Source organism: Tropicibacter sp. Alg240-R139 (assembly GCF_900537075.1).
Classification (GTDB): domain Bacteria; phylum Pseudomonadota; class Alphaproteobacteria; order Rhodobacterales; family Rhodobacteraceae; genus Falsiruegeria.
The window spans coordinates 22,365-43,472 of sequence record NZ_UNRA01000006.1 but is presented as its reverse complement, the minus strand read 5'-3'; the positions used below and the strand labels follow the sequence as shown (position 1 = coordinate 43,472).

Genomic DNA, 21,108 nt, shown 5'->3' with positions numbered 1-21,108 from the left:
TCATAACGCACAAGGTGGCTGTCCCCGATGGACGATCAGAACAAGAATCTCATCCTCGCAACCGCGCTCAGCTTTCTCGTGATCCTGGTTTGGTTTGTGTTGTTCCCGCCACCGGAACCCAGCACCCCGACTGAGGACGCGACGATCGCGGCAACCGAAGGCTCAACGGCCACAGCCCCAACCGCCGTTGATGCCACAGCAACCAGCCCGGTGGACGCCGAGGCTGAAGAAGCCGCCGAAGCACCGCGAATCGACATCGATACCCCACGCCTAACCGGCAGCGTCTCACTCAAAGGTGGTCGCATTGATGATTTGTCGCTCAAAGACTATCGCGTCTCGATTGAACCGAACGCACCGATCGAAAAGGTTCTTTATCCTCTTGGTTCGGAATCTGCCTATTACGCGCTTTACGGCTGGGCGCCCGGATCGGGTGTTGCGGTCGAGGATGTTCCTGGCGCCAACACCGATTGGGTTCTGGAAAAGGGTGCTGCGCTGACCACCGACACTCCTATCACACTGGCGTGGCAGAGCCCCAATGGCCTGACCTTCCGACGTGATATTTCAGTGGATGACAACTATATGTTTTCGGTCACCCAGTCGGTTACCAACAATTCGGGCAACTCTGCCAGCATGGCCCCGTATGGCATCCTGGCGCGCCATGGCACTGGTGAGGACGCTGATCTGCCAGGGCTGAAAAGTTTCTTCATCCTGCACGAAGGTGTTGTCGGGATGACCGACGGTACTCTGGCCGAGATTTCATACAGCAATGTACGCGACTTTGACGTTGACGCGAACGAGGGTGTGCAAGCTGAAGTATTCCAAGTTCAGGAAAACGGCTGGATCGGCTTTACTGACCACTATTGGATGACAACGCTGATCCCGGAACCCGGCAGCAAGTTCAAGGCAGCCGCCAAGTACGACGACCGCCGCAAGATCTATCAAACGGAAACTGTTCTTCCAACACTGACGGTCGCGGACGGTGAAACTGCCGCAGTGTCGACGCGTCTGTTTGCTGGTGCCAAGGAATGGGAAACCATCCGCAACTACGAACGTACCGGTATCGAAGGTTACATCGATAGCATTGACTGGGGTTGGTTCTTTTTCTTGACCAAACCGATCTTCTGGCTGCTGCACGAGATCAACAAACTGATCGGCAATATGGGTTGGTCGATCATCGGCCTGACACTGATTATTAAGGCGATCCTGTTCCCACTGGCCTATAAATCCTACGTCTCGATGGCAAAGATGAAGGAACTCCAGCCGCAGATGGAAGCCCTGAAAGAAGCTGCTGGCGACGACCGCCAGAAAATGCAGCAGGGCATGATGGAGCTCTACAAGAAGGAAAAGGTAAACCCGGCCGCCGGCTGTCTACCGATCCTGATGCAGATCCCGATCTTCTTTTCTCTGTACAAGGTGATCTTTGTCACCATCGAACTGCGGCAGGCCCCATGGTTCGGTCCCTTCCAAGACCTCAGCATGCCAGATCCAACCTCGATCATGAACGGCTTTGGCTGGCTGCCGTGGGGTGGTCCTGAAGCTGACACGATCATGGCGTTGATCTTTATCGGCATCCTGCCACTGCTCCTTGGTATCTCGATGTGGCTGCAGCAGAAACTGAACCCGGCACCCACCGATCCGACCCAACAGATGATCTTCGCCTGGATGCCGTGGGTGTTCATGTTCATGTTGGGCAGCTTTGCCAGCGGCTTGGTGGTATATTGGATCGCGAACAACACGATCACGTTCACACAACAGTATCTGATCATGCGCACCCAAGGTTACAAGCCTGACGTCTTTGGCAACATCATGTCGTCGTTCAAGAAATCGTCGAAACCGGATCAGAAATGACCGGTTTCGTCACCAGCCTCTGGCGGTACCCCATAAAGAGTCATGGCCGAGAGGCGGTGCAGCAGGCAGGTTTCAACCCCGGGCAAACCATGCCCGGGGATCGCGTTTGGGCCGTAGCGCACGAACAATCCAAGGCCGACGGATCCGAGTGGGTGCCCTGTGCCAATTTCAGCCGCGTATCCAAAGTGGCGCAACTGATGGCGATCACCTGCCGATTGTTGGACGATGAGCGGATTGTCCTGTCTCATCCAACGCGTCCCGAACTTGAGTTTGATCCAAAAACAGAAACGCAAGCGTTTCTGGATTGGGTCAAGCCGCTGATGCCAGAGGATCGCGCGGCGTCGGCCCGCCTGGTTCGCGTACCCGGGCGCGGCATGACCGACAGCGATTTCCCTTCGGTGACCCTGTGCAATATGGCCTCGCATCGCGCGGTGGAACGCAAGGTCGAACGAGATCTGTCAATCCATCGCTGGCGCGGCAACATTTGGTTCGACCAGGTGCCAGAATGGCAGGAATTCGACTGGATGGGGCGTGACGTGCAAATTGGCGACGTCGTGTTTAGGGTTAAGGAACCCACCGACCGATGCATGGCCACCACCGCAAACCCCGAAACCGGCATCCGTGATACCGACACGTTGGGCGCGCTGACCCATTGGGGTCATCAGGATTTCACCGTGCGAGCCGAAGTGATCCAAGGCGGGCAATTGTCCGTCGGAGACAAGGTAACTTTGTTATGACCCAACTTCCCTTCCCCGAGGTTGAAACGCCCGACCCCGCCACCCTCGAACGCGGCCGCAAGCTCTTTGCTGGACAGTCTGAGTTCGTCAAAGGCGTGGTCGCCATGTCTGGCCTGCCCCCGGCAGACCGGATCGAGGTGTGTTTTGCTGGCCGTTCAAACGTAGGCAAATCCAGCTTGATCAACGCTCTTACCGGCACCAAGGGTCTGGCACGTGCGTCAAACACTCCCGGCCGCACACAAGAGATCAACTATTTCACTCAAGGTCCCGATATCTATCTGGTGGACCTTCCGGGCTATGGTTATGCAAATGCGCCGTTGCCGGTTGTCGAAAAATGGCAGCGGCTGTTGAAGCAATACCTGAGCGGGCGTCAGACACTGCGCCGTGCCTTTGTGTTGATCGACGCGCGTCACGGGGTCAAACCGGTGGACGACGAGATCATGAAGCTGCTGGACACCAGCGCCGTGACCTTTCAGTGCGTTCTAACCAAGTCAGACAAAGTCAAAGCCAACGAACGCGAGCGCATCCTGGCGCAAGTGCGCGGTGCCTTGTCGAAACACCCCGCTGCCTTCCCCGAGATCATCCTGACCTCGTCGGAAAAAGGCGACGGCATCCCGACCCTGCGCTCGGTTATTACGACCCTCGAATGATCCCCATCCGGTTTGCAGCACTGATGGCTCTGCTTGCGGTGGCACTCACCAGCGCGATTCCGCAGGGCTGGATGCCAGCAACCTCTGATGATGGTCGGATATTGCTTGTGCTCTGTACGGCAGACGGAGCCGTGGAAACCTGGGTCGACTTAAACGAAGGCGACCCAGACCATCACGACAGCGATGAACGTATGTCCTGTCCTTTTGCCGGAACCTCAGAAAGCGCGCTAGAACTTGCGTTCGCCGGACCATTTCCCCTGACCTTTCCATTACAGGCCCGTTGGGCCCACGACGAATTCACCCATCGCTCGGCCGGTTTTCACTGGCGCTATGATGCGCGCGGGCCGCCTGCGCTCTCCTAAACTTTCGAGAACACCCAACACTAAATTGCGGTCTGTGCATATTGCACAAGGCCCGTTCCGATATGGAGAATCTAATGGCGTTGAACACCAACACCAAACCTATAGGCGATGCCCAAACACCTGACGGTTTTGCCCAAAAGTTCTATTTCGCTGCCTGGCGGTGGCACTTTTATGCAGGCCTCTTTGTCATCCCATTCCTGATCATTCTGGCCATTACCGGGCTGATGATGATGTTCATCACTCAATTCGACGGACGCGACGGTGAAAAGATCGCGATCGACAAGGGCGAAGTCGCGCTGCCTGTCTCTGAACAAGCAAACATCGCGATCACCCATGTGCCGGGATCGGTTGTGGAATGGATTGGACCAAAGTCCGACACGTTGGCCACCGTTTTCCGCGTCAAAGGTGAAAGCGGCCAGCGGATGGTCGCTGTGAACCCCTACACCGGCGCGGTTCTGGAAACATGGGATCGGCGCGCAAGCTGGTATGATCTGGCTGACAATATTCACTCGACCCTGCTGATCGGCGACACCGGTGATCGGTTGCTGGAAATCGCAGCAGGCCTGAGCCTGATTCTGGTGTTTACCGGGCTGTACCTCTGGTGGCCGCGCGGCAATGCAATGGCCGCCTTTGTGCCGAATTTGCGCGCACGGGGACGCGCCTTTTGGAAATTGCTGCATGCTGTGACGGGCTTTTGGATGACGGGCCTGTTGGTGGTGTTCTTGATCTCGGGCTTGTCCTGGGCCGGTGTTTGGGGCGGTATGATCGTGCAACCCTGGAGCAGTTTCCCGGCCGAGAAGTGGGACAATGTCCCCCTGTCCGATGATATCCACGCCAGCATGAATCACGGCGCACAGAACGATGTCCTTTGGGCGCTGGAACAAACCCACATGCCCGCTTCGGGCTCGGATGTGGGCGCATTCGGAGTACCCCAAGGCCAGCCAATGAACATCGACACCTTGGTCGAGTTGGGACTGTCACTAGAAATGGAAGGACGGTTCCGCGTCGCTTTCCCGAATGGTGACAACGGCGTCTGGACCCTGAACCGCGATTCCATGAGCAGCGATTCCCATGAGCCCACCACCGACCGCACCGTGCATGTGGATCAATACACCGGCAAGATCCTGGCCGATGTGGGCTATGTCGATTACTCGGTCATGGGCAAGGCCATGGCGCTTGGCATTCCGTTTCACATGGGGCTGATGGGCACCTGGAATTTCATTCTGAACACGCTGTTCTGCCTGTCTGTGATCTTCGTCTGCGTCTCGGGTGCGGTCTTGTGGGTCAAACGTCGCCCGTCCCGCGCCGGACGCCTGGCTGCGCCGCCGTTTCCTGCGGATCTACCATTCTGGAAAGGAGCCGTGCTGATCGGACTATTCACCTCAATGGCCTTTCCACTGGTTGGTCTGACCCTGCTTGCAGCGCTGACCTTTGACCTTCTGATCCTGGGAAATATCCCGGCGATGAAACGCGCGCTTAGCTAACCTCGAACCCTGTCGCGACGGTGTGTCACCGTCGCGGTAAGGACCCCATCAGCGATCCTATCTTGGCTTATGGGTCCAAAGGCCCTAACACAGGTGGCCAAAGGGACCTGGACGATGAAGAAGCAGAACATGAACCGCGATTGGATTGCGACCGCCGCCACACTCAGCAGTGCCTTACCATACCTGCAACGTTATGATGGCGCGATTGTCGTTATCAAGCTGGGCGGGCATGCCATGGGCAGTGACGAAGCGATGGAAAGCTTTGCCCGCGACATCGTTCTGATGCAACAGGTGGGTGTAAACCCGGTGATCGTGCACGGTGGTGGCCCGATGATCAATGCGATGTTGAAAAAGCTGGATATCCAGTCCGAGTTCGTGAACGGCAAGCGTGTAACCGATGCCGCCACGGTCGAGGTGGTCGAGATGGTGCTGTCCGGCGTAGTCAACAAACGCATTGTGCAGGCGATCAATGCTCAGGGTGGTACCGCCGTCGGCCTGTCGGGCAAGGATGCCAACTTGATCACCTGTAATCAAACCGACGCCTCGCTTGGCTTTGTGGGTACTCCGTCGCAAATGAACCCCAAAATTCTGCATGATCTGTTCGAAACTGATGTGATCCCGGTGATTGCCCCATTGGGCGCCGGTCGGAATGGCGAGACCTTCAACATCAACGGCGACACCGCCGCCGGTGCCATCGCCTCGGCCTTGAGCGCTGACCGCTTGCTGTTGCTGACGGATGTAGCCGGGGTCAAGAATGCCGCAGGCGACGTTGTGACCGAGCTCAAGGCGGCAGATGTCGAAGCAATGACCGCAAGCGGCGTCATCGCCGGCGGGATGATCCCCAAGACAGAGACGGCGCTAGACGCCGTGCGCAACGGGGTTAGGGCCTGCACCATCGTTGATGGCCGTGTTCAGAACTGTGTTCTACTAGAGCTGTTCACTGATCACGGCGCTGGATCGATGATCCGTCCCAACTGACGCAGTCGTGTTGCCTTCCGGCTTGCAATACACATTTCATTGACGGAATGTGACCTGATGGAATATGAGATCCCTATCCGTTTCGCGGCGTTTCTGGGCCTGATTGTCTTCTTTGCATCGGCTGAAACCGCTCTGCCCCGCCGACCGCGCCTTTTATCGCGCATGTCTCGCTGGCGCACCAATCTGTGCATCACCATCCTGAACACGCTCACGCTGCGCCTTATGGCGGCAGTGATGCCACTTCTGGCGATTGGAGCTGCCTGGGATGCGCAGAAGCAGGGTTGGGGACTGTTCAATACACTGGAGTTATACGCGTGGGTCGAGTTGATCATTTGCATCCTGGTTCTGGACTTTGCGATCTGGGCCCAACACTTGGTCACTCACAAAGTGCCTTTGCTGTGGCGATTGCACCGCGTGCATCACGCGGACCGGGATATGGATGTCACGACTGCCGTTCGCTTTCATCCCGTCGAGATCGCCCTGTCGATGCTGCTTAAGATCGGGCTGGTCTATCTACTGGGGCCGAGCGTCCTGGCCGTGCTGGTCTTTGAGGTTCTGCTCAACGGTACGGCCCTTTTCAATCACGCAAACCTGAAACTTCCTCTTGCTCTGGATGCCGTCCTGCGTAGGGTTCTGGTGACGCCGGATATGCACCGGGTTCATCATTCAGTGCACCGGCATGAACATGACAGCAACTATGGGTTCGCCCTGTCGATCTGGGACCGGATGCTTGGCACCTATGTCGCGCAGCCAGATCAAGGGCACGACCAGATGACGGTGGGATTGGAATGGCAAGACGATCGACCCGCACACCTGAGATGGAGCCTGATGCTCCCGTTTCAGCGCAAGTGACCTATGCGCAAGTTGACGTCGCAACGCAGGATGCGGGCCTGATCGTCATGGGCGCACAACACCCGCGCGAGAGCGACGCAAAGCAACTAGAAGGTGGAACACTGATCCTGCTCGGAACAGCAGCCGCGTTCTGGGACGTTTTTGAAACCTCGCCTGAATGGGCTGACAAGCAGCCTCACCCGATCGACAGATGGTCAACCCGAGTAGTCGAAGGTCTTGCGCAGGATCTGACCGCGACCGCCTACTTCCCCTTTGGCGGCCCGCCCTATACTCCTTTCATCGACTGGGCCCTCAAATCGGGCCGCACGTTCACCAGCCCGGTAGGCGCCTTGGTACATGACAGTGTCGGCATGCTGATCTCACTACGAGGTGCGTTACATTTTGAGCAGGAATTCGACGTTACCACCCCCTCGGGCGTTTCCCCTTGCACTGACTGCCCGGCCCCTTGCGCCACCGCTTGCCCGGTTGAGGCATTGAATGCCCACGCGTTCTATGACGTCGACAGCTGCCACAGCTATCTAAACACTAAATCCGGGCAAAGTTGCCTGACTGAAGGGTGCGCAACGCGGTTGGCCTGCCCAATCAGTGACGGTGCCGAGCGTGGTCGGACACAAACCGCACATCACATGAGAGCGTTTCACCCATCATGACCTTAACCCTGATCCTGACGCGGCATGCAAAGTCCAGCTGGGGTGACCCCGGCCTGCCCGATCACGCCCGCCCTCTAAACAAACGTGGCCGCGCCTCGGCCGAGGCCGTCGGAATCTGGCTCAAAAAGAAAGGTGTGCTGCCAGATCAGGTTCTCAGCTCTTCGTCGCATCGCACCCGCGAAACCTATCAACGCATGGCCCTGACCGCACGCACAACGACCTTTACTGACGATCTGTATCACGCATCCGCCCAACATATCCTAAACGAGTTGAACCACGCCACCGGGCAAACTGTACTGCTGTTGGGACACAATCCCGGAATGGCGGAATTTGCGCGTCAGATTGTTAAAGCCCGGCCCGAGGCTGAGCGGTTCCATGAATACCCAACATGCGCCACCACGGTCATGACTTTCGATACCGCCAAATGGGACGAAGTTGATCGACACAGCGGGTTGGTACTGGACTTCATCACGCCGAGGCAGTTGCTGGAATGAAAAAGGGCGGGGAAGTCCCCGCCCTTTTAGAAATCTAAATGTCCCGGCCTCAGTGACCCAGAATCTGGCTGAGGAACAGCTTGGTCCGATCAGATTGCGGGTTGTTGAAGAACTCTTCGGGTTCGTTCTGTTCCACGATTTGACCTGCATCCATAAAGATCACGCGGTTCGCAACCTGACGGGCAAAACCCATCTCGTGGGTCACACAGAGCATGGTCATGCCCTCTTCGGCGAGCTCGATCATGGTGTCGAGCACCTCTTTGATCATCTCGGGGTCCAGCGCCGACGTTGGTTCATCGAACAACATGATCCGCGGCATCATGCAAAGCGAGCGGGCAATCGCCACTCGCTGCTGCTGACCACCTGAAAGCATGCCGGGATACTTGTCGGCCTGCTCGGGGATCTTGACCTTTTCCAGGAAGTGCATCGCGCGCTCTTCGGCTTCTTTCTTGGGCGTTTTGCGCACCCAAATCGGGGCCAGCGTGCAGTTTTCCAGGATCGTCAGATGCGGGAACAGGTTAAAGTGCTGGAACACCATCCCAACTTCGGACCGGATCTTGTCGATGTTCTTCAGATCATTCGACAGTTCGGTGCCATCCACCACGATCTTGCCTTGCTGATGTTCTTCAAGAGCGTTCAGGCAGCGGATCAGCGTGGACTTACCCGAGCCCGACGGGCCCGCGATAACAATCCGCTCGCCCTGGTTTACGGTCAGATTGATGTCGCGCAGTACGTGAAAGGACCCGTACCACTTGTTCATGTTGTTGATCTCGATGGCGACCTCGTCGCTCACCTGCATTTTCGAACGATCAATCGCGCGGTCAGACATAAGTTCAGACATAGTTTGAACTCCTTAATGGTGGTCGGTGGCGAGGCGACGCTCGAGCCACTGTGAGTATTGAGAAATGCCGTAACAGACGACGAAGAAGACCAGTGCAGCAAAGCCCCAAAGCTCCCAATAGACGCCGTTCCATTCGGTAGACGCCAGGATGGGGCCACGGATCATGCCGACCAGATCGAACATCGAAATGACCGAAACCAGTGTGGTGTCCTTGAACAGCCCCACTGCTACGTTCACGATGCCCGGGATCGAAATCTTCATTGCCTGCGGCAGGATGATCAGTCGCATGGCCTGCGGATAATCCAGACCAAGGCTGTCTGCGGCCTCATATTGCCCACGGGGCAAAGCCGCGAGACCACCCCGGATCACCTCGGCGATATAGGCGGACGAGAACATGGTGATCATGATCACCACGCGCAGAAACAGATCGACCGTGCTTTCTGGCGGAAAGAAGTAGGCCAGCATCACCGACGCGACGAACAGCAACGTAATCAGCGGAACACCACGGACAAACTCGATGAAAACAACGCTGATCCATTTGATCAGTGGCATGCGCGACTGACGCCCCAGGGCCAATGCAATGCCCAAAGGCAAAGACAGCGACACACAGGTCAAGCCCAGCATCATGTTGAGCATATAGCCCCCCAGATCACGACTTGGAACAGCCGTAAGCCAAGCGTTTTCTGACGCCCCTTCGGGGATAAGCCAACCACCCGCTTGCCAGACGACCAGCGCGGCCACGATGGCCCCAAAGAAGCCGGCCGCAAAGCTGTTCTTGCCTGCCTTCTGGAAGACAAAGCCACCAGCAACGCAACCAAGCAAAGCAACCACTGGCACAAGGATGGTGCCCCCCCAGATCAGCCAGAATGCCACAAACGGGTACACTGCGGTAATGATCAACAGCTTACGCGGTAGATCAAAGAACAGCACCGGAGCCAATGCAATCAGCATCAGCACAAAGGCAACATTTGGTCGCCAATAGGCGTCCACGGGATATTTGAACCCATAGATCAACTGCGGCCAACGCTCGGTCAGAACCGCAAAACAGGCCCCCGTTCTACCAGCCAGAATCTCACGACACTCGGCCAGGGAGTTCGCGTTCCAGACCCCGTTCAAAATCCACGGAAGAGTATTTTTCAGCAGCAGATAGATCAGGACCAATGCCAGGATCGTCAGGATCGAATTTGTAACGCCGGAAAACAGATTATCCCGCAGCCACTTGACCACACCCGTTTCATTCGCCGGTGGCGGAGATTCAGGTATGTTCCCGTCAGCTACAAAAGCAACAGAGTTGGTTGTTTGATCAGCCATGGCTCAGCGCTCCTTCAGCTTGACGGAAGAGTTGTAGATGTTCATCACCGTCGAGATCGTCAACGACGCTGTGAGATAGAACAACATCAACAGCAGGACGCATTCAATCGCCCGCCCCGTCTGGTTCAGTGTGATGCCACCCAAGGTCGCCGTGATGTCCGCGTAACCCACCGCAATCGCCAGCGACGAGTTCTTGGTGATGTTCAGGTACTGCGAAATCAGCGGCGGGATGATCACCCGGAGAGCTTGAGGCAGAACAACAAGGTTCATGATGCGTCCCTGACGCAAGCCCAAGGCTGCTGCCGCTTCGGTCTGACCTTTCGAGATCGCCTGAATACCTGCACGCACGTTTTCCGCGATGAAAGCGCCAGTGTAGATCGACAAAGCAAACCACAGTGCGATCAATGGTCCGCCGATCTTGATGCCACCTTTGAAGTTAAAGCCCTTGAGAGCGGGCACCTCCCACGTCAGGCCCATGATGAGCATCAAGATGGCGAAAGGCACAAACCAGATCGCCAGCTTGAGCAGCAGCGTCTTTGGGCGTTCCCCGGTCTCTTCCTGTTTGTGATTGGCCCAAGTTGTGACACGACCCGAAACAAACCACGACAGCAAGAATCCAGCCAGAACAAGCACCCAATTCATCGCAGTCGAAGCAAACAGACCGCTTTCAAACCACGGCATCGGTATATAGACACCCCGATTGGTGAAGGCAAAGAGATCCAAAACCATGCTGGACGTTGCATCGTCACCCCGGAAGGCACGTGGCCCAGGCATTACTGCAGTCATGATAGTGAAGATGATGATGATCCAGATCAGAATCGGAATATTCCGGAAGATCTCGACATAAACGGCCATCAATTTGGAAACGAGCCAGTTGTTGGACAGGCGTAACACGCCCGCAACCACACCAAAGACGGTCGCAGTGATACAGGCCAAGAAAGCCACTAAAAGCGTGTTGAGAACACCAACAAGCGCAGCGCGCGCATGCGATGACTGGCTGTTGTAATCGATCAGTCGCTGATTGATGTCATATCCGGCAGGATCGCCGAGGAAACTGTAGGAAATGTTCAGACCTGCGGCGCGCAGATTCTGGATTAGGTTGTTGCCCAGATACCAGATGCAAAGGGCCAGAACGATGGCCGCAATCACCTGGAATGTCAGTGAACGATACCTTGTATCGTTGAAAAGCATGGACAACCGAAAACCAGCATTTGGTGGGTCGGTCAAAGTTGACATGTTGTGGGATCCCCGTGGCTTGCGGTTGCCGTTGGTCCCGACGGGGTTGACCCCGCTCCGCAACAGCCCGCAGCGTTATAGTAGATACGAAGAGGGCGCGAGAATTTCTCGCGCCCTTTCCGGTTTGCGTCTTAGCGGAACGGCGGCGAGTACAGCAGGCCGCCTTCGGTCCACTGAGCGTTCAGGCCACGTGCCAGACCGATCGGAGTTTCTTCACCGATGTTCTGAGCAAAGATCTCACCATAGTTGCCACCAGCTGCGACGGCGCGCTTGGACCATTCAGCGTCCAGACCCAGCATCTCGCCCAGGGTACCTTCGGTGCCCAGGATACGGTTGATTTCCGGGTTGTTGGTGCCGGCTGACATCTCACCGATGTTCGCCGAAGTGATACCCAGCTCTTCGGCTGAGATCAGCGCGTTCAGAGTCCAGCGAACAACGTCGCCCCACTCGTGGTCGCCGTGACGAACCAGCGGACCCAGAGGCTCTTTCGAGATGATCTCGGGCAGCAGGACGTGATCACCGGGGTTCTCGAAGGTGGCGCGTGTTGCAGCCAGACCCGAAGCGTCGGTGGTGTAAACGTCACATGCGCCAGCAAGGTACTGCTGCTGCGCTTCAGCGTTGGTTTCAATCGGAACCGGCTCGTAGCTGATGTTGTTCGAGCGGAAGAAGTCCGCCAGGTTCAGCTCGGTCGTGGTGCCGGTCTGGATACAGACGGTCGCGCCGTCCAGTTCCTTGGCCGACGAAACGCCCAGATCCTTGGGAACCATGAAGCCCTGACCGTCGTAGTAGTTCACGCCGGTGAATTCGAACTTCAGATCAACGTCGCGCGAGAAGGTCCATGTGGTGTTACGAGCCAGCATGTCGATCTCACCCGAAGCCAGCGCGGTGAAGCGCGTCTTACCGGTTGTTGGTACGAATTCAACTGCGCTGGCATCACCCAGAACAGCAGCCGCAACGGCGCGGCACACAGCCACGTCAAAACCTTTCCATTCCCCATTAGCATCCGGCGCCGCAAAGCCAACCAGACCTGTGGTTACGCCACAGTTCAGTTTGCCGCGTGCCTTGACGTCATCCATCGTGCCTGCTGAAGCAGCGACTGCTGCCAGGCCGGCGACGGTGAACGCGCCCAAAAATACTGTTTTTTTCATTTTTACCTCTTCCTGATTTTCCACCCCTTTGTGAGGCGGTTCGACCGGCATGAGTTTTCTGCCGGAACGTTTACCAAAAAGGGATCTCCCCTTTAGTGGGGCCAAGTTTGGGCGCAATCATCACGAAACGTCAAGGGTGGGATCATAGAAATCAATGATCTGACAGCTATTGCTTACCCTGCGTCATCCAATTCGGGCGTTATGCGAAGGATCAACCCGAGACATCAAAGAACCGTTTAGCGTGTAAAAACGACTGGCGCTTTATCTCTGCTTGTTCGGTTGCTTCTTCGTCAACACCCCATTGCTCCTCTTGCCACAGTTCGTCCAATCGCGAAATCCGCCATATCTCGTCCGCTTCACGCCAATTTCTGGCGGCTGCAAACCCCAAGATCAAAGAGCCCGACAGGCCGACCAAATCATGGAAAGCAGCCAGGTGAAATGGCCCGAGTGCGTGGACCTGTACCGACAGGGCGCTAAGCACTTCACGAGATTGTGGTTCATGCACCACCCCGGAAACGGGTTTGAGTCGCGCACCCAAGGTTTCAGCGGCCCAATCCAGCGCTGGAGACCACAGTTGGTCCTGGCGCAGAACCAATTCCTGCGGATGTGAAGCACGGTAACACAACAAGTCCGAATCGCCGTACGCCGCCAGCATATCGGCAACCTCAGCGTGTTGAATGCGGACTTTGTCGACGGCGGCGTTTGCCGATCTGGTGAATGGCATGGTGGCAGGATCAACCGCGTCCACTTGCGCATCCCATTCCCTCGCGATGGCCTGCGCCATCTCCAGCGTCGGAACAAGTAGGCCAGCCTTGGCCGGCGTCTTTACCCTTCGTCCGTCCAGCTCAACGGTAAACCCACCATCAACCTCAACAACCGTGCTGTCCTTCCAAAAACGTTTTGGCTTGCACTCACTCATATCTCAGGTCCAGATCTGCGCCAATGCTTCGGGCAATTGGTCGAATGTATCAATGATGGTATGTGCAGCGGTCAGCTCGGACTCACTGTGATAGCCCCAGCTCACCCCGACCCCGGTAACGCCAGCAGCAGCGGCCATGTCCATGTCAAAGCTGGTGTCGCCGATCATTACGCAATTCGCAGGCTCTACCCCTGCCTCATCCATGGCTGCATGGATCATCGACGGATGCGGTTTCGATGGATGGAAATCGGCAACTTGTTGGGTCACGAACAATTTCTCCATTCCGTGCGCCTCAATCAAACCATCAAGGCCACGCTTGGACTTCCCGGTGGCAACGCCCAACAGGTTCTCAGGAACGGCATGCAGTACGTCGAGCATCTCCATCGCGCCAGGATAAAGCGGCGAATGCGCCGCCCCCTGCGCCAACCGCTGATCGCGATAACTGTCTTTGTACCCTTGCACCAACTGCGCCTGAACGCTGCTGTTCTGCTTAGGTGCCAAACGCACCATCGCTTGCGGCAGAGACAGACCAACGATGGACAAGATCGACCGCCGTTGAGGTACAGTTAAACCAAGCGAGTCAAAGGCCGCTGTCATCGACCTGACAATGGCCGCCTGACTGTCAACCAAAGTACCGTCCACATCAAAGAGGATCAGCCGCAGATCAGCGGTCATCGCAGCTCCTCAAACGGATCGTCTGCAGCTAGATCCTCAGTCCACCCCAGAGTGTCCCAGCTGTCTTTCATGTGCGCAGGTAATTTGGCAGTCACGGTCACCGGTTTGTGGGTGATCGGATGCTCAAAACTCAGCGTCCGAGCATGCAGGTGCAGCTTTTTACTGATGATACCGCCCAGTTGCGCGCCCCAGCCGTCGCCCAGGTTTTCCTGCCCCGAGCCGCCGTATTTCCCATCGCCAATGATCGGATGCCCCATACCTGCCATATGCGCCCGCAGCTGATGGGTCCGACCAGTAATTGGCTCCATCGCCACCCAAGACGCGCGGCTGGCAACACGATAAAGCGTAGCGTAGAGCGTGTGTGATCGCTTGGCCCCCGGCGTGTCGTCAATGTCACGAGGGTCAATGGCGATCATCTTTTCGCCTTCGCCCTGTTTTCCGTGTCCCGATGCTTTGACCAAACCCGTCTTGATCTCTCCCAGATAGGGGGTAGGAACGCCCGCCACCAAGGCCCAGTAAATCTTGTGTGTGTTGCGATGACGGAAGGCGGCAGTCAGACCTTTGGCTGCCTCGCGTGTGCGGGCCAGCAACAGGACACCAGACGTATCCTTGTCCAACCGGTGCACCAGGCGTGGATTTTCGTCCAGGTCAAAACGCAATGCTTCGGCCAGACCATCGACATGCTTAGTTTGCCCGCTGCCGCCCTGAACAGGCAGACCGGCGGGCTTGTTCAACGCAATCACGTGATCGTCGCGATAGATCACGCAGTCCTGAATCATGCGGACATCCGCGTCCTTGATCCGGGGGCGGTGTTCGGTCGGCCTCTGGTCGCTGGCGGGCAGCGGTGGGATGCGAACAACCTGTCCAACCTCGACCCGGCTGGATGCCTTAACCCTGCCGCCATCAATCCGTAGTTCGCCCTTGCGGCACATCTTTTCGATGCGCCCCTGGCTCACATGCGGAAAAAGACGGCGCAGCCAGCGATCAATACGCTGGTCGCCGTCACCCTCGGCCACGGTGATCATCTGTACTCCGCTCATGCCCATACCCCTCTGGCCAAAACCAGGCCTAACATCAGTGCCGCAATCGACAGGCCCACCGACAGCGCAACATATAGCGCCGCGTGCCCAAGATCGCCGCGTTCATACAAGTTCACCGCCTCCAGCGAAAACGCTGAAAACGTCGTGAACCCACCCATGATCCCAGTCGCCACCAGCGGGTTGAGATGCGTCAACCCTTTGTGCGCAGCGGTTACCACAAACACCCCCATCAGGAACGAGCCAATGACGTTTACGGTCAGAATGGCAATCGGGAACTCCTGATGGCCAAACGCGCGCAGCACGCCCACGCCCGTCAAATACCGGAGCGACGCCCCGATCGCGCCGCCAAGCGCCACATGTAGAACCGAAGAAAACATGGGGCTCCCTTGGCCCGCCCTGCCGGGGATGTCAAGTTTTGCAGACTTCAATCGGCGGTGCGCTACACGCAGAGCGTGGCAAAGCAGGAGAACCGCGTTTCAATCTCCCTTTCAACGGGGCAATGAAACGTGGGCGGGTCAATTCTGTCTGGGGAATAGTTCAACCCGGAAAGCCCATCCGCGGCGCCTTGGTCAAAGCCTGTTCGTCTTCTGAGCGAACATCATGTAAACCACCACCTGCGCCAAGTCGCCCCTCGGAATGGCCGAGCCGCCAGTAAATTTCCCAGGAATGCAGATTAGTCAAACTTCTTCGGTGTAGCTTGACCAGTTACTTTCATCCAATATTCGTCGGCGCGTTTTTCGAAGGTCGACGCATCACGAGCTTCGCTTTTGTAGAAGCGCCCCCGTTCAATACCTGGCGCATAGTCCTGCTCGACCCAACCTCTGGGATCGTTGTGGGGACTGCGGTACCCGCCATGACCAAGCTTAGCGCTGCCTGCGTAATGAGTGTCTCGAAGATGCAAAGGCACAGCTTGAGGTGGTTCGTTGGCGACAGCCTGCAAGGCGGCCGAGATACCAGCGTTCGCGGAACCCGATTTGGGCGCGCGTGCAACATGCAAAGCAGCATGGGCCAAGATAATACGTGCCTCGGGATATCCAATCATTTCCACTGCCTGGGCAGCTGCCACAGCAGTTTGTAGGGCAGTATTGTCCGCCAACCCCACGTCTTCAGAGGCTTGGATCATGATCCGGCGCGCAATGAAACGCGGATCTTCGCCCCCATGGATGAGCCGCGCAAGCCAGTAAAGTACCGCATCCGGCGCTGCTCCGCCGCGCATTGATTTGATAAAGGCAGAAACGACGTCGTAATGCTGATCCCCGGACCTGTCGTGGTTAATCGGAGCGGACAAATAGGCCTCTTCAATCATTTCCTCAGTGACGACAACGGGCTCATCTGAAGTATGACCAACTGCAAGGCTCTCGAGCGTCGTCAAGGCTCGGCGGGCGTCGCCTCCAGAGCGTCCCGCGATCAACTGTAGATTCTCAGGCGATAGAGTTACTTGGATACCGATGCCCGCCAGATATTCGAGCCCGCGGGCGACAACCTTCTCCATATCCTTGATCGAAATCGGCTCAAGTTTCAGGATTGTTGAGCGTGAGACAAGAGCCTTGGGCAACGCAGTGTAAGGGTTCTGAGTCGTCGCGCCCATGAAATCAGCTGTGCCTTCTTCACAGATAGCAAGGAGATCGTCAGCCTGTGTGGCCGAGAACCTGTGAACTTCATCAACGAAAATAAGAAGAGGGCGCATTCGCGCCTCGTCTGCAAGTTGACGGATTTCCTTCACACCAGCCCGCGTTGCGTGAAGCGGACGGAAATCTTTGCTGAGCATGTTGCCCACTGCGCGCGCGATTGAGGTCTTACCGATTCCCGGCGGACCGTACAGAACAATGCTACCGAGTTGATCGGCGGCAATCCTGCGCTGCAATATCGACCCCTTTGCTGTTAGGGCATCTTGACCGATAATGTCATCTAGCGAGTTTGGCCTCAAAGCCGCGGCGAGTGGCTGCCTGCCTTGTTCTTTGCTTAGATCGAAGAGATCTGACATCTAGTTAACCTCGCTTCCGACTTGAGTGGGCTTGCAAGAGACACTTCGTACATTGAGTGGCCGAAATAATCCTACGAGTACTGACTGATCCTGTTGCAGTCTCAAAACCTACAACTAAAACTGTATGTAACGCGTCCATCTACCCAAGTATTCGACCTAAACAACGATCTCATCAGATTCAATCCAAGTCGCCCAACCCTTCCTGAATCCTCTCCGTGAGACCATCCTTCTTTAAAGTGATGCGTTCAGCGACGGAAATTCGGCTCAAAAAAACCGGGTTGCTTTCGCAGTGCATTGAAGAATTCACTTCGGGAGTAAGTGCAACGATGAACTTATCAATCAACTCACCATTGCTGTAAGCGCGTCTAGACACACATCAGTCTCCATCGTCAGGTTTTTTGACGCCAAAAACAGCTCAGCCCAAGCGCGTGTTCCACCCGTTCTTTTGGTTCGATTATGCGGTCAGAGACCTGGGCCGACGGCCAGCGGCGAGTGCCAATCTGACGTCTCACTCACTGCGACATTGATCCCTGAAACTGCGCCAGACAGGTTCACCATGAGTCACAAACGAAATCGCAATGACAGCTTCTGACCGCGCCGCTGCAGATCCAACTGCACCCACCGGCCGGTTCTGGTCAGGGCCTGACGGACGTCCTGGGTTGTCTCCATCGCCTCGCCATTGATCCCATCCACGATGTCCCCGCGCTGCAGACCCGCTCGGGCACCAAAGGGGCCGGGATCGACCACAACGACACCGTTGGCTGAAAGCGGCAGACCTAAATAAGAAATCACAGCTGGGTTGGCACGCGCCACCACAAGGCCAGGCAACACGGTTTGGTCATCAAGCTTGATGTCTTCGGCGGGTGGTTCATCTGGCGCCTCCATCATCTCGACGCTTAACTCTCCGCGCTCGCCATCACGCAGGCGGGTCATCGTCGATACACCACCAATGCCTGTCACCGACATGCGGAACATCATTTCGGAAGGTGAATTCACCGGCTCGCCATCCACATGGGTCACCACATCCCCAACTTCGAACCCAGCTCGCGCAAGTGGGCTGACCATATGTATGTCCGAGATCACAACCCCTTCGGGTAGAACCAGCCCGAGCGAATCCGCAATGTCCGCGTTCATCGGCTGCCCCGCAATCCCCGCCCAGGGGCGCACAAAATATTCATTTCCCTCGCGCGCCTGTCGCAAAAATTCGCGCACCAGATTGGCAGGGATGGCAAATCCGATCCCATTCGACCCACCCGAACGACTGAGGATCGAAGTGTTGATACCGATCAGATCACCGTTCACGTCGATCAACGCCCCTCCGGAGTTTCCTGGGTTGATCGCCGCATCTGTTTGCAGGAAATACCCGCGCGCCTTGCCGGTCGCAGCCCCCGACCGCGCAAGACCGGACACAATCCCGCTACTTACGGTTTGCCCGACCCCAAAAGGGTTGCCGACGGCCAATACGAGTTCACCAACCTCAACCTGATCTGAATCGCGCAGGGATAGAGACGGCAAATCTTTTGCGTCCTCCATCCGCAAAATGGCAATGTCACTCTCTTCATCGCCCAAGACCACACTCGCCGAATACTCGCGGCGGTCTGTTGTCACCACTTGAATCTCCGATGCCATACCAACGACGTGATAGTTCGAGACGACATAGCCATCGTCGCTCAGAATTACACCCGAACCCAATGAATTCTGAACCCTTTGTTGCGGTGCTCCAAAACCTCCAAAGAAGTCTTGAAAGAAGGGGTCGGAAAAAAACGGGTTGGGCTGATCGTTGGTGATAATCTTGGCATAAATATTAACCACCGCGGGAGCCGAGTGTTTAACCACAGGCGCAAAACCCAACGAAATTTCGCTTGATGAGGTTGGAACGCGTGTCTCAGCGATCGCATCGGGTGCTGCCAAAAGCAACATCATGGGCAAGATGGCGCGGATCATAGGTCCTCCGGGAACGCTCGGCTACGACAGCGATATGCGGGGGCACTTGCCAGAATGCAACCCGTCACCAGCGACCAGAATCCTTATCAGGACAATATTGGTGTTCAGAAACGTCCATTGCCCCTCAGGTTATTCACCCATCACGTTAACCGAGGCGTCCGTTGCGCCACGTTCTCCCCAACTTGGATCCTGTGGCTCAAATTGTAAGCCGAATAGCAATTCGTCACGCCGCTCCCGGTCGTTAGATGTTGGTTAGGCGTGAAAAACCTCACGCTGTTTCACCAGTTCCAATAAGTCCACGCGCCCGCCCAAAGAAAAACCCCCGTTCGAGTGAACGGGGGTTCGCAATCGGTTCAACACCGGGTGCGTTTAGTCTTCGGCGGCCTCTTCGGCAGCAATACGAGCTTTGTCGCCAGCGCCTTTTGCGTCGACGTCGCGGTCGACGAATTCGATGATTGCCATCGGAGCCATGTCACCATAACGGAAGCCTGCTTTCAGGACACGGACGTAACCGCCCTGACGGTCCTTGTAGCGGGGGCCCAGAATGTCGAACAGTTTCGCAACATACTGGTCTTCTTTCAGGCGGGCTGCGGCCTGACGACGTGCGTGCAGGTCACCGCGTTTGCCCAGGGTGATCAGTTTTTCGATGATCGGACGCAGTTCCTTTGCCTTGGGCAAAGTTGTTTTGATCTGCTCGTGCTCGATCAGCGAGCCAGCCATGTTCGCAAAGAGCGCCTTACGGTGCTCATGTGTACGGTTCAGGCGGCGATATCCACGTGCGTGACGCATTTTTCAAATCCTTCGTCTAGCTTTTGCTTTGTCCGATGGCCGATGCGTGTCAGCCATTCACCTTGGGGCGGGTTTGCCCATTCTTCCCCGGCAGTCCGGGCATTGACGGGAAGGGCTGACGCCCTTCCCGAATTCTTAGAAGTTGTCTTCGAACTTCTTGGCAAGATCTTCGATGTTGTCCGGCGGCCAATCCTCGACGTCCATGCCCAGGTGAAGACCCATGCCCGAAAGCACTTCTTTGATCTCGTTCAATGACTTGCGGCCAAAGTTCGGCGTCCGCAGCATCTCGGCTTCGGTCTTCTGGATCAGATCGCCGATGTAGACGATGTTGTCGTTCTTCAGGCAGTTTGCCGAGCGAACCGACAATTCCAGCTCGTCCACTTTCTTGAGCAGCAGCGGGTTGAATTCCAGACCGTCGTCTTCGTCCTGGCGACCAGCAGATTCAGGCTCATCGAAGTTGACGAAGATCGACAATTGATCCTGCAAGATGCGCGCTGCAAAAGCGACAGCGTCATCCGGGGTGATCGACCCGTCTGTGTCAACCTTCATGGTCAGTTTGTCATAGTCCAGAACTTGACCTTCACGGGTCGGCTGAACGTCATAAGACACCCTCTTGACCGGCGAATAGATCGCGTCGATCGGGATCAGGCCGATAGGTGCATCTTCGGGCTTGTTCTTTTCAGCCGATACATAGCCCTTGCCGGTGTTCACGGTCAGTTCCATGAACAAGTCGGCGCCATCATCCAGGTGACAAATCACGTGGTCGCGGTTCAGGATCTCAATGCCAGCGCTCTCACTGATGTCACCAGCCGTGACAACGGCAGGACCTTTCGCATTAATCGACAAGCGCTTGGGCCCTTCGACTTCCATGCGCAGGGACACCTGCTTGAGATTCAGAATGATGTCGGTGACGTCTTCACGCACACCGGCCACGCTGGAAAACTCGTGCAGAACGTTGTCGATCTGAACGCTGGTGATGGCAGCGCCTTGCAGCGAGCTCATCAGGATGCGACGCAGGGCGTTGCCCAGAGTCAGACCAAAGCCACGCTCAAGAGGCTCGGCCACGACCGTTGCTTGACGTGCAGGGTCATTGCCCGGCTTAACGTCCAGCTGGGTCGGCTTGATCAGTTCTGCCCAATTCTTGTGGATCATGTTGTCCCTCCATT

21 protein-coding genes are annotated in these 21,108 nt (G+C 56.5%); 9 read left to right on the top strand and 12 right to left on the bottom strand.

Features of this window, described 5'->3' with window-relative positions; all coding sequences use genetic code 11:
- Window positions 1-27 precede the first annotated feature (27 nt).
- From yidC to G6R15_RS19275, 9 genes are all read left to right on the top strand, one after another.
- A complete protein-coding gene (yidC, locus tag G6R15_RS19315) occupies window positions 28-1,848 on the top strand; it encodes a membrane protein insertase YidC (RefSeq protein ID WP_164661604.1) in 1,821 nt (606 codons plus the stop codon).
- Window positions 1,845-2,585, top strand: a complete 741-nt coding sequence (locus G6R15_RS19310; protein WP_164661603.1) for an MOSC domain-containing protein — start codon at window positions 1,845-1,847, stop codon at window positions 2,583-2,585. Before yidC ends, G6R15_RS19310 begins: the two co-directional genes overlap by 4 nt.
- Complete coding sequence (yihA, locus tag G6R15_RS19305; RefSeq protein WP_164661602.1) at window positions 2,582-3,235, top strand: ribosome biogenesis GTP-binding protein YihA/YsxC; 654 nt, start codon at window positions 2,582-2,584, stop codon at window positions 3,233-3,235. Before G6R15_RS19310 ends, yihA begins: the two co-directional genes overlap by 4 nt.
- A gap of 23 nt (window positions 3,236-3,258) precedes the next feature.
- The gene (locus G6R15_RS19300) at window positions 3,259-3,597 is read left to right on the top strand and encodes a DUF2946 family protein (protein WP_164661601.1); all 339 of its coding nucleotides are present in this window, start codon (window positions 3,259-3,261) and stop codon (window positions 3,595-3,597) included.
- Between the two features lie 74 nt (window positions 3,598-3,671).
- On the top strand, window positions 3,672-5,081 hold the full coding sequence (locus tag G6R15_RS19295) for a PepSY domain-containing protein (protein ID WP_164661810.1): 1,410 nt from the start codon (window positions 3,672-3,674) through the stop codon (window positions 5,079-5,081).
- A gap of 114 nt (window positions 5,082-5,195) precedes the next feature.
- On the top strand, window positions 5,196-6,059 hold the full coding sequence (argB, locus tag G6R15_RS19290) for an acetylglutamate kinase (RefSeq protein WP_164661600.1): 864 nt from the start codon (window positions 5,196-5,198) through the stop codon (window positions 6,057-6,059).
- 57 nt (window positions 6,060-6,116) lie between these two features.
- Window positions 6,117-6,911, top strand: coding sequence for a sterol desaturase family protein (locus G6R15_RS19285; RefSeq protein ID WP_164661599.1), 795 nt, complete (start codon window positions 6,117-6,119; stop codon window positions 6,909-6,911).
- Window positions 6,848-7,561, top strand: a complete 714-nt coding sequence (locus G6R15_RS19280; RefSeq protein ID WP_240336817.1) for a ferredoxin — start codon at window positions 6,848-6,850, stop codon at window positions 7,559-7,561. The genes G6R15_RS19285 and G6R15_RS19280 overlap by 64 nt, the downstream gene beginning before the upstream one ends.
- A complete protein-coding gene (locus G6R15_RS19275; RefSeq protein WP_164661598.1) occupies window positions 7,558-8,055 on the top strand; it encodes a histidine phosphatase family protein in 498 nt (165 codons plus the stop codon). Before G6R15_RS19280 ends, G6R15_RS19275 begins: the two co-directional genes overlap by 4 nt.
- Window positions 8,056-8,104: 49 nt before the next feature.
- On the opposite strand, the gene G6R15_RS19270 is transcribed toward G6R15_RS19275, so the two are convergent.
- The 12 genes from G6R15_RS19270 to G6R15_RS19215 all read right to left on the bottom strand — a co-directional run bounded on the left by G6R15_RS19270 (window position 8,105) and on the right by G6R15_RS19215 (window position 21,094).
- A complete protein-coding gene (locus tag G6R15_RS19270) occupies window positions 8,105-8,896 on the bottom strand; it encodes an amino acid ABC transporter ATP-binding protein (protein WP_164661597.1) in 792 nt (263 codons plus the stop codon).
- A 12-nt stretch (window positions 8,897-8,908) separates the two neighbouring features.
- Entirely contained in the window at window positions 8,909-10,207 is a 1,299-nt protein-coding gene (locus tag G6R15_RS19265) for an amino acid ABC transporter permease (protein WP_164661596.1), read from the bottom strand.
- A 3-nt stretch (window positions 10,208-10,210) separates the two neighbouring features.
- On the bottom strand, window positions 10,211-11,443 hold the full coding sequence (locus G6R15_RS19260; protein WP_164661595.1) for an amino acid ABC transporter permease: 1,233 nt from the start codon (window positions 11,441-11,443) through the stop codon (window positions 10,211-10,213).
- A 131-nt stretch (window positions 11,444-11,574) separates the two neighbouring features.
- Window positions 11,575-12,591: an amino acid ABC transporter substrate-binding protein gene (locus G6R15_RS19255; RefSeq protein WP_164661594.1), complete on the bottom strand. Its 1,017-nt coding sequence runs from the start codon at window positions 12,589-12,591 to the stop codon at window positions 11,575-11,577.
- 211 nt (window positions 12,592-12,802) lie between these two features.
- Window positions 12,803-13,510 carry an ATP12 family chaperone protein gene (locus G6R15_RS19250; RefSeq protein ID WP_164661593.1) on the bottom strand — a complete coding sequence of 236 codons (708 nt, stop codon included), beginning with the start codon at window positions 13,508-13,510 and terminating at the stop codon, window positions 12,803-12,805.
- 3 nt (window positions 13,511-13,513) lie between these two features.
- Window positions 13,514-14,185: an HAD-IA family hydrolase gene (locus tag G6R15_RS19245; RefSeq protein WP_164661592.1), complete on the bottom strand. Its 672-nt coding sequence runs from the start codon at window positions 14,183-14,185 to the stop codon at window positions 13,514-13,516.
- Window positions 14,182-15,225, bottom strand: coding sequence for an RluA family pseudouridine synthase (locus G6R15_RS19240; protein WP_164661591.1), 1,044 nt, complete (start codon window positions 15,223-15,225; stop codon window positions 14,182-14,184). The genes G6R15_RS19245 and G6R15_RS19240 overlap by 4 nt, the downstream gene beginning before the upstream one ends.
- Window positions 15,222-15,602, bottom strand: coding sequence for a fluoride efflux transporter CrcB (gene crcB, locus G6R15_RS19235; RefSeq protein WP_164661590.1), 381 nt, complete (start codon window positions 15,600-15,602; stop codon window positions 15,222-15,224). Before crcB ends, G6R15_RS19240 begins: the two co-directional genes overlap by 4 nt.
- A gap of 296 nt (window positions 15,603-15,898) precedes the next feature.
- Complete coding sequence (locus G6R15_RS19230) at window positions 15,899-17,209, bottom strand: replication-associated recombination protein A (RefSeq protein ID WP_164661589.1); 1,311 nt, start codon at window positions 17,207-17,209, stop codon at window positions 15,899-15,901.
- A 561-nt stretch (window positions 17,210-17,770) separates the two neighbouring features.
- Window positions 17,771-19,153 carry a trypsin-like peptidase domain-containing protein gene (locus tag G6R15_RS19225; protein WP_164661588.1) on the bottom strand — a complete coding sequence of 461 codons (1,383 nt, stop codon included), beginning with the start codon at window positions 19,151-19,153 and terminating at the stop codon, window positions 17,771-17,773.
- A 369-nt stretch (window positions 19,154-19,522) separates the two neighbouring features.
- Window positions 19,523-19,942: a 50S ribosomal protein L17 gene (gene rplQ, locus G6R15_RS19220; protein ID WP_164661587.1), complete on the bottom strand. Its 420-nt coding sequence runs from the start codon at window positions 19,940-19,942 to the stop codon at window positions 19,523-19,525.
- Window positions 19,943-20,077: 135 nt separating this feature from the next.
- The gene (locus G6R15_RS19215) at window positions 20,078-21,094 is read right to left on the bottom strand and encodes a DNA-directed RNA polymerase subunit alpha (protein ID WP_164661586.1); all 1,017 of its coding nucleotides are present in this window, start codon (window positions 21,092-21,094) and stop codon (window positions 20,078-20,080) included.
- Window positions 21,095-21,108 lie beyond the last annotated feature (14 nt).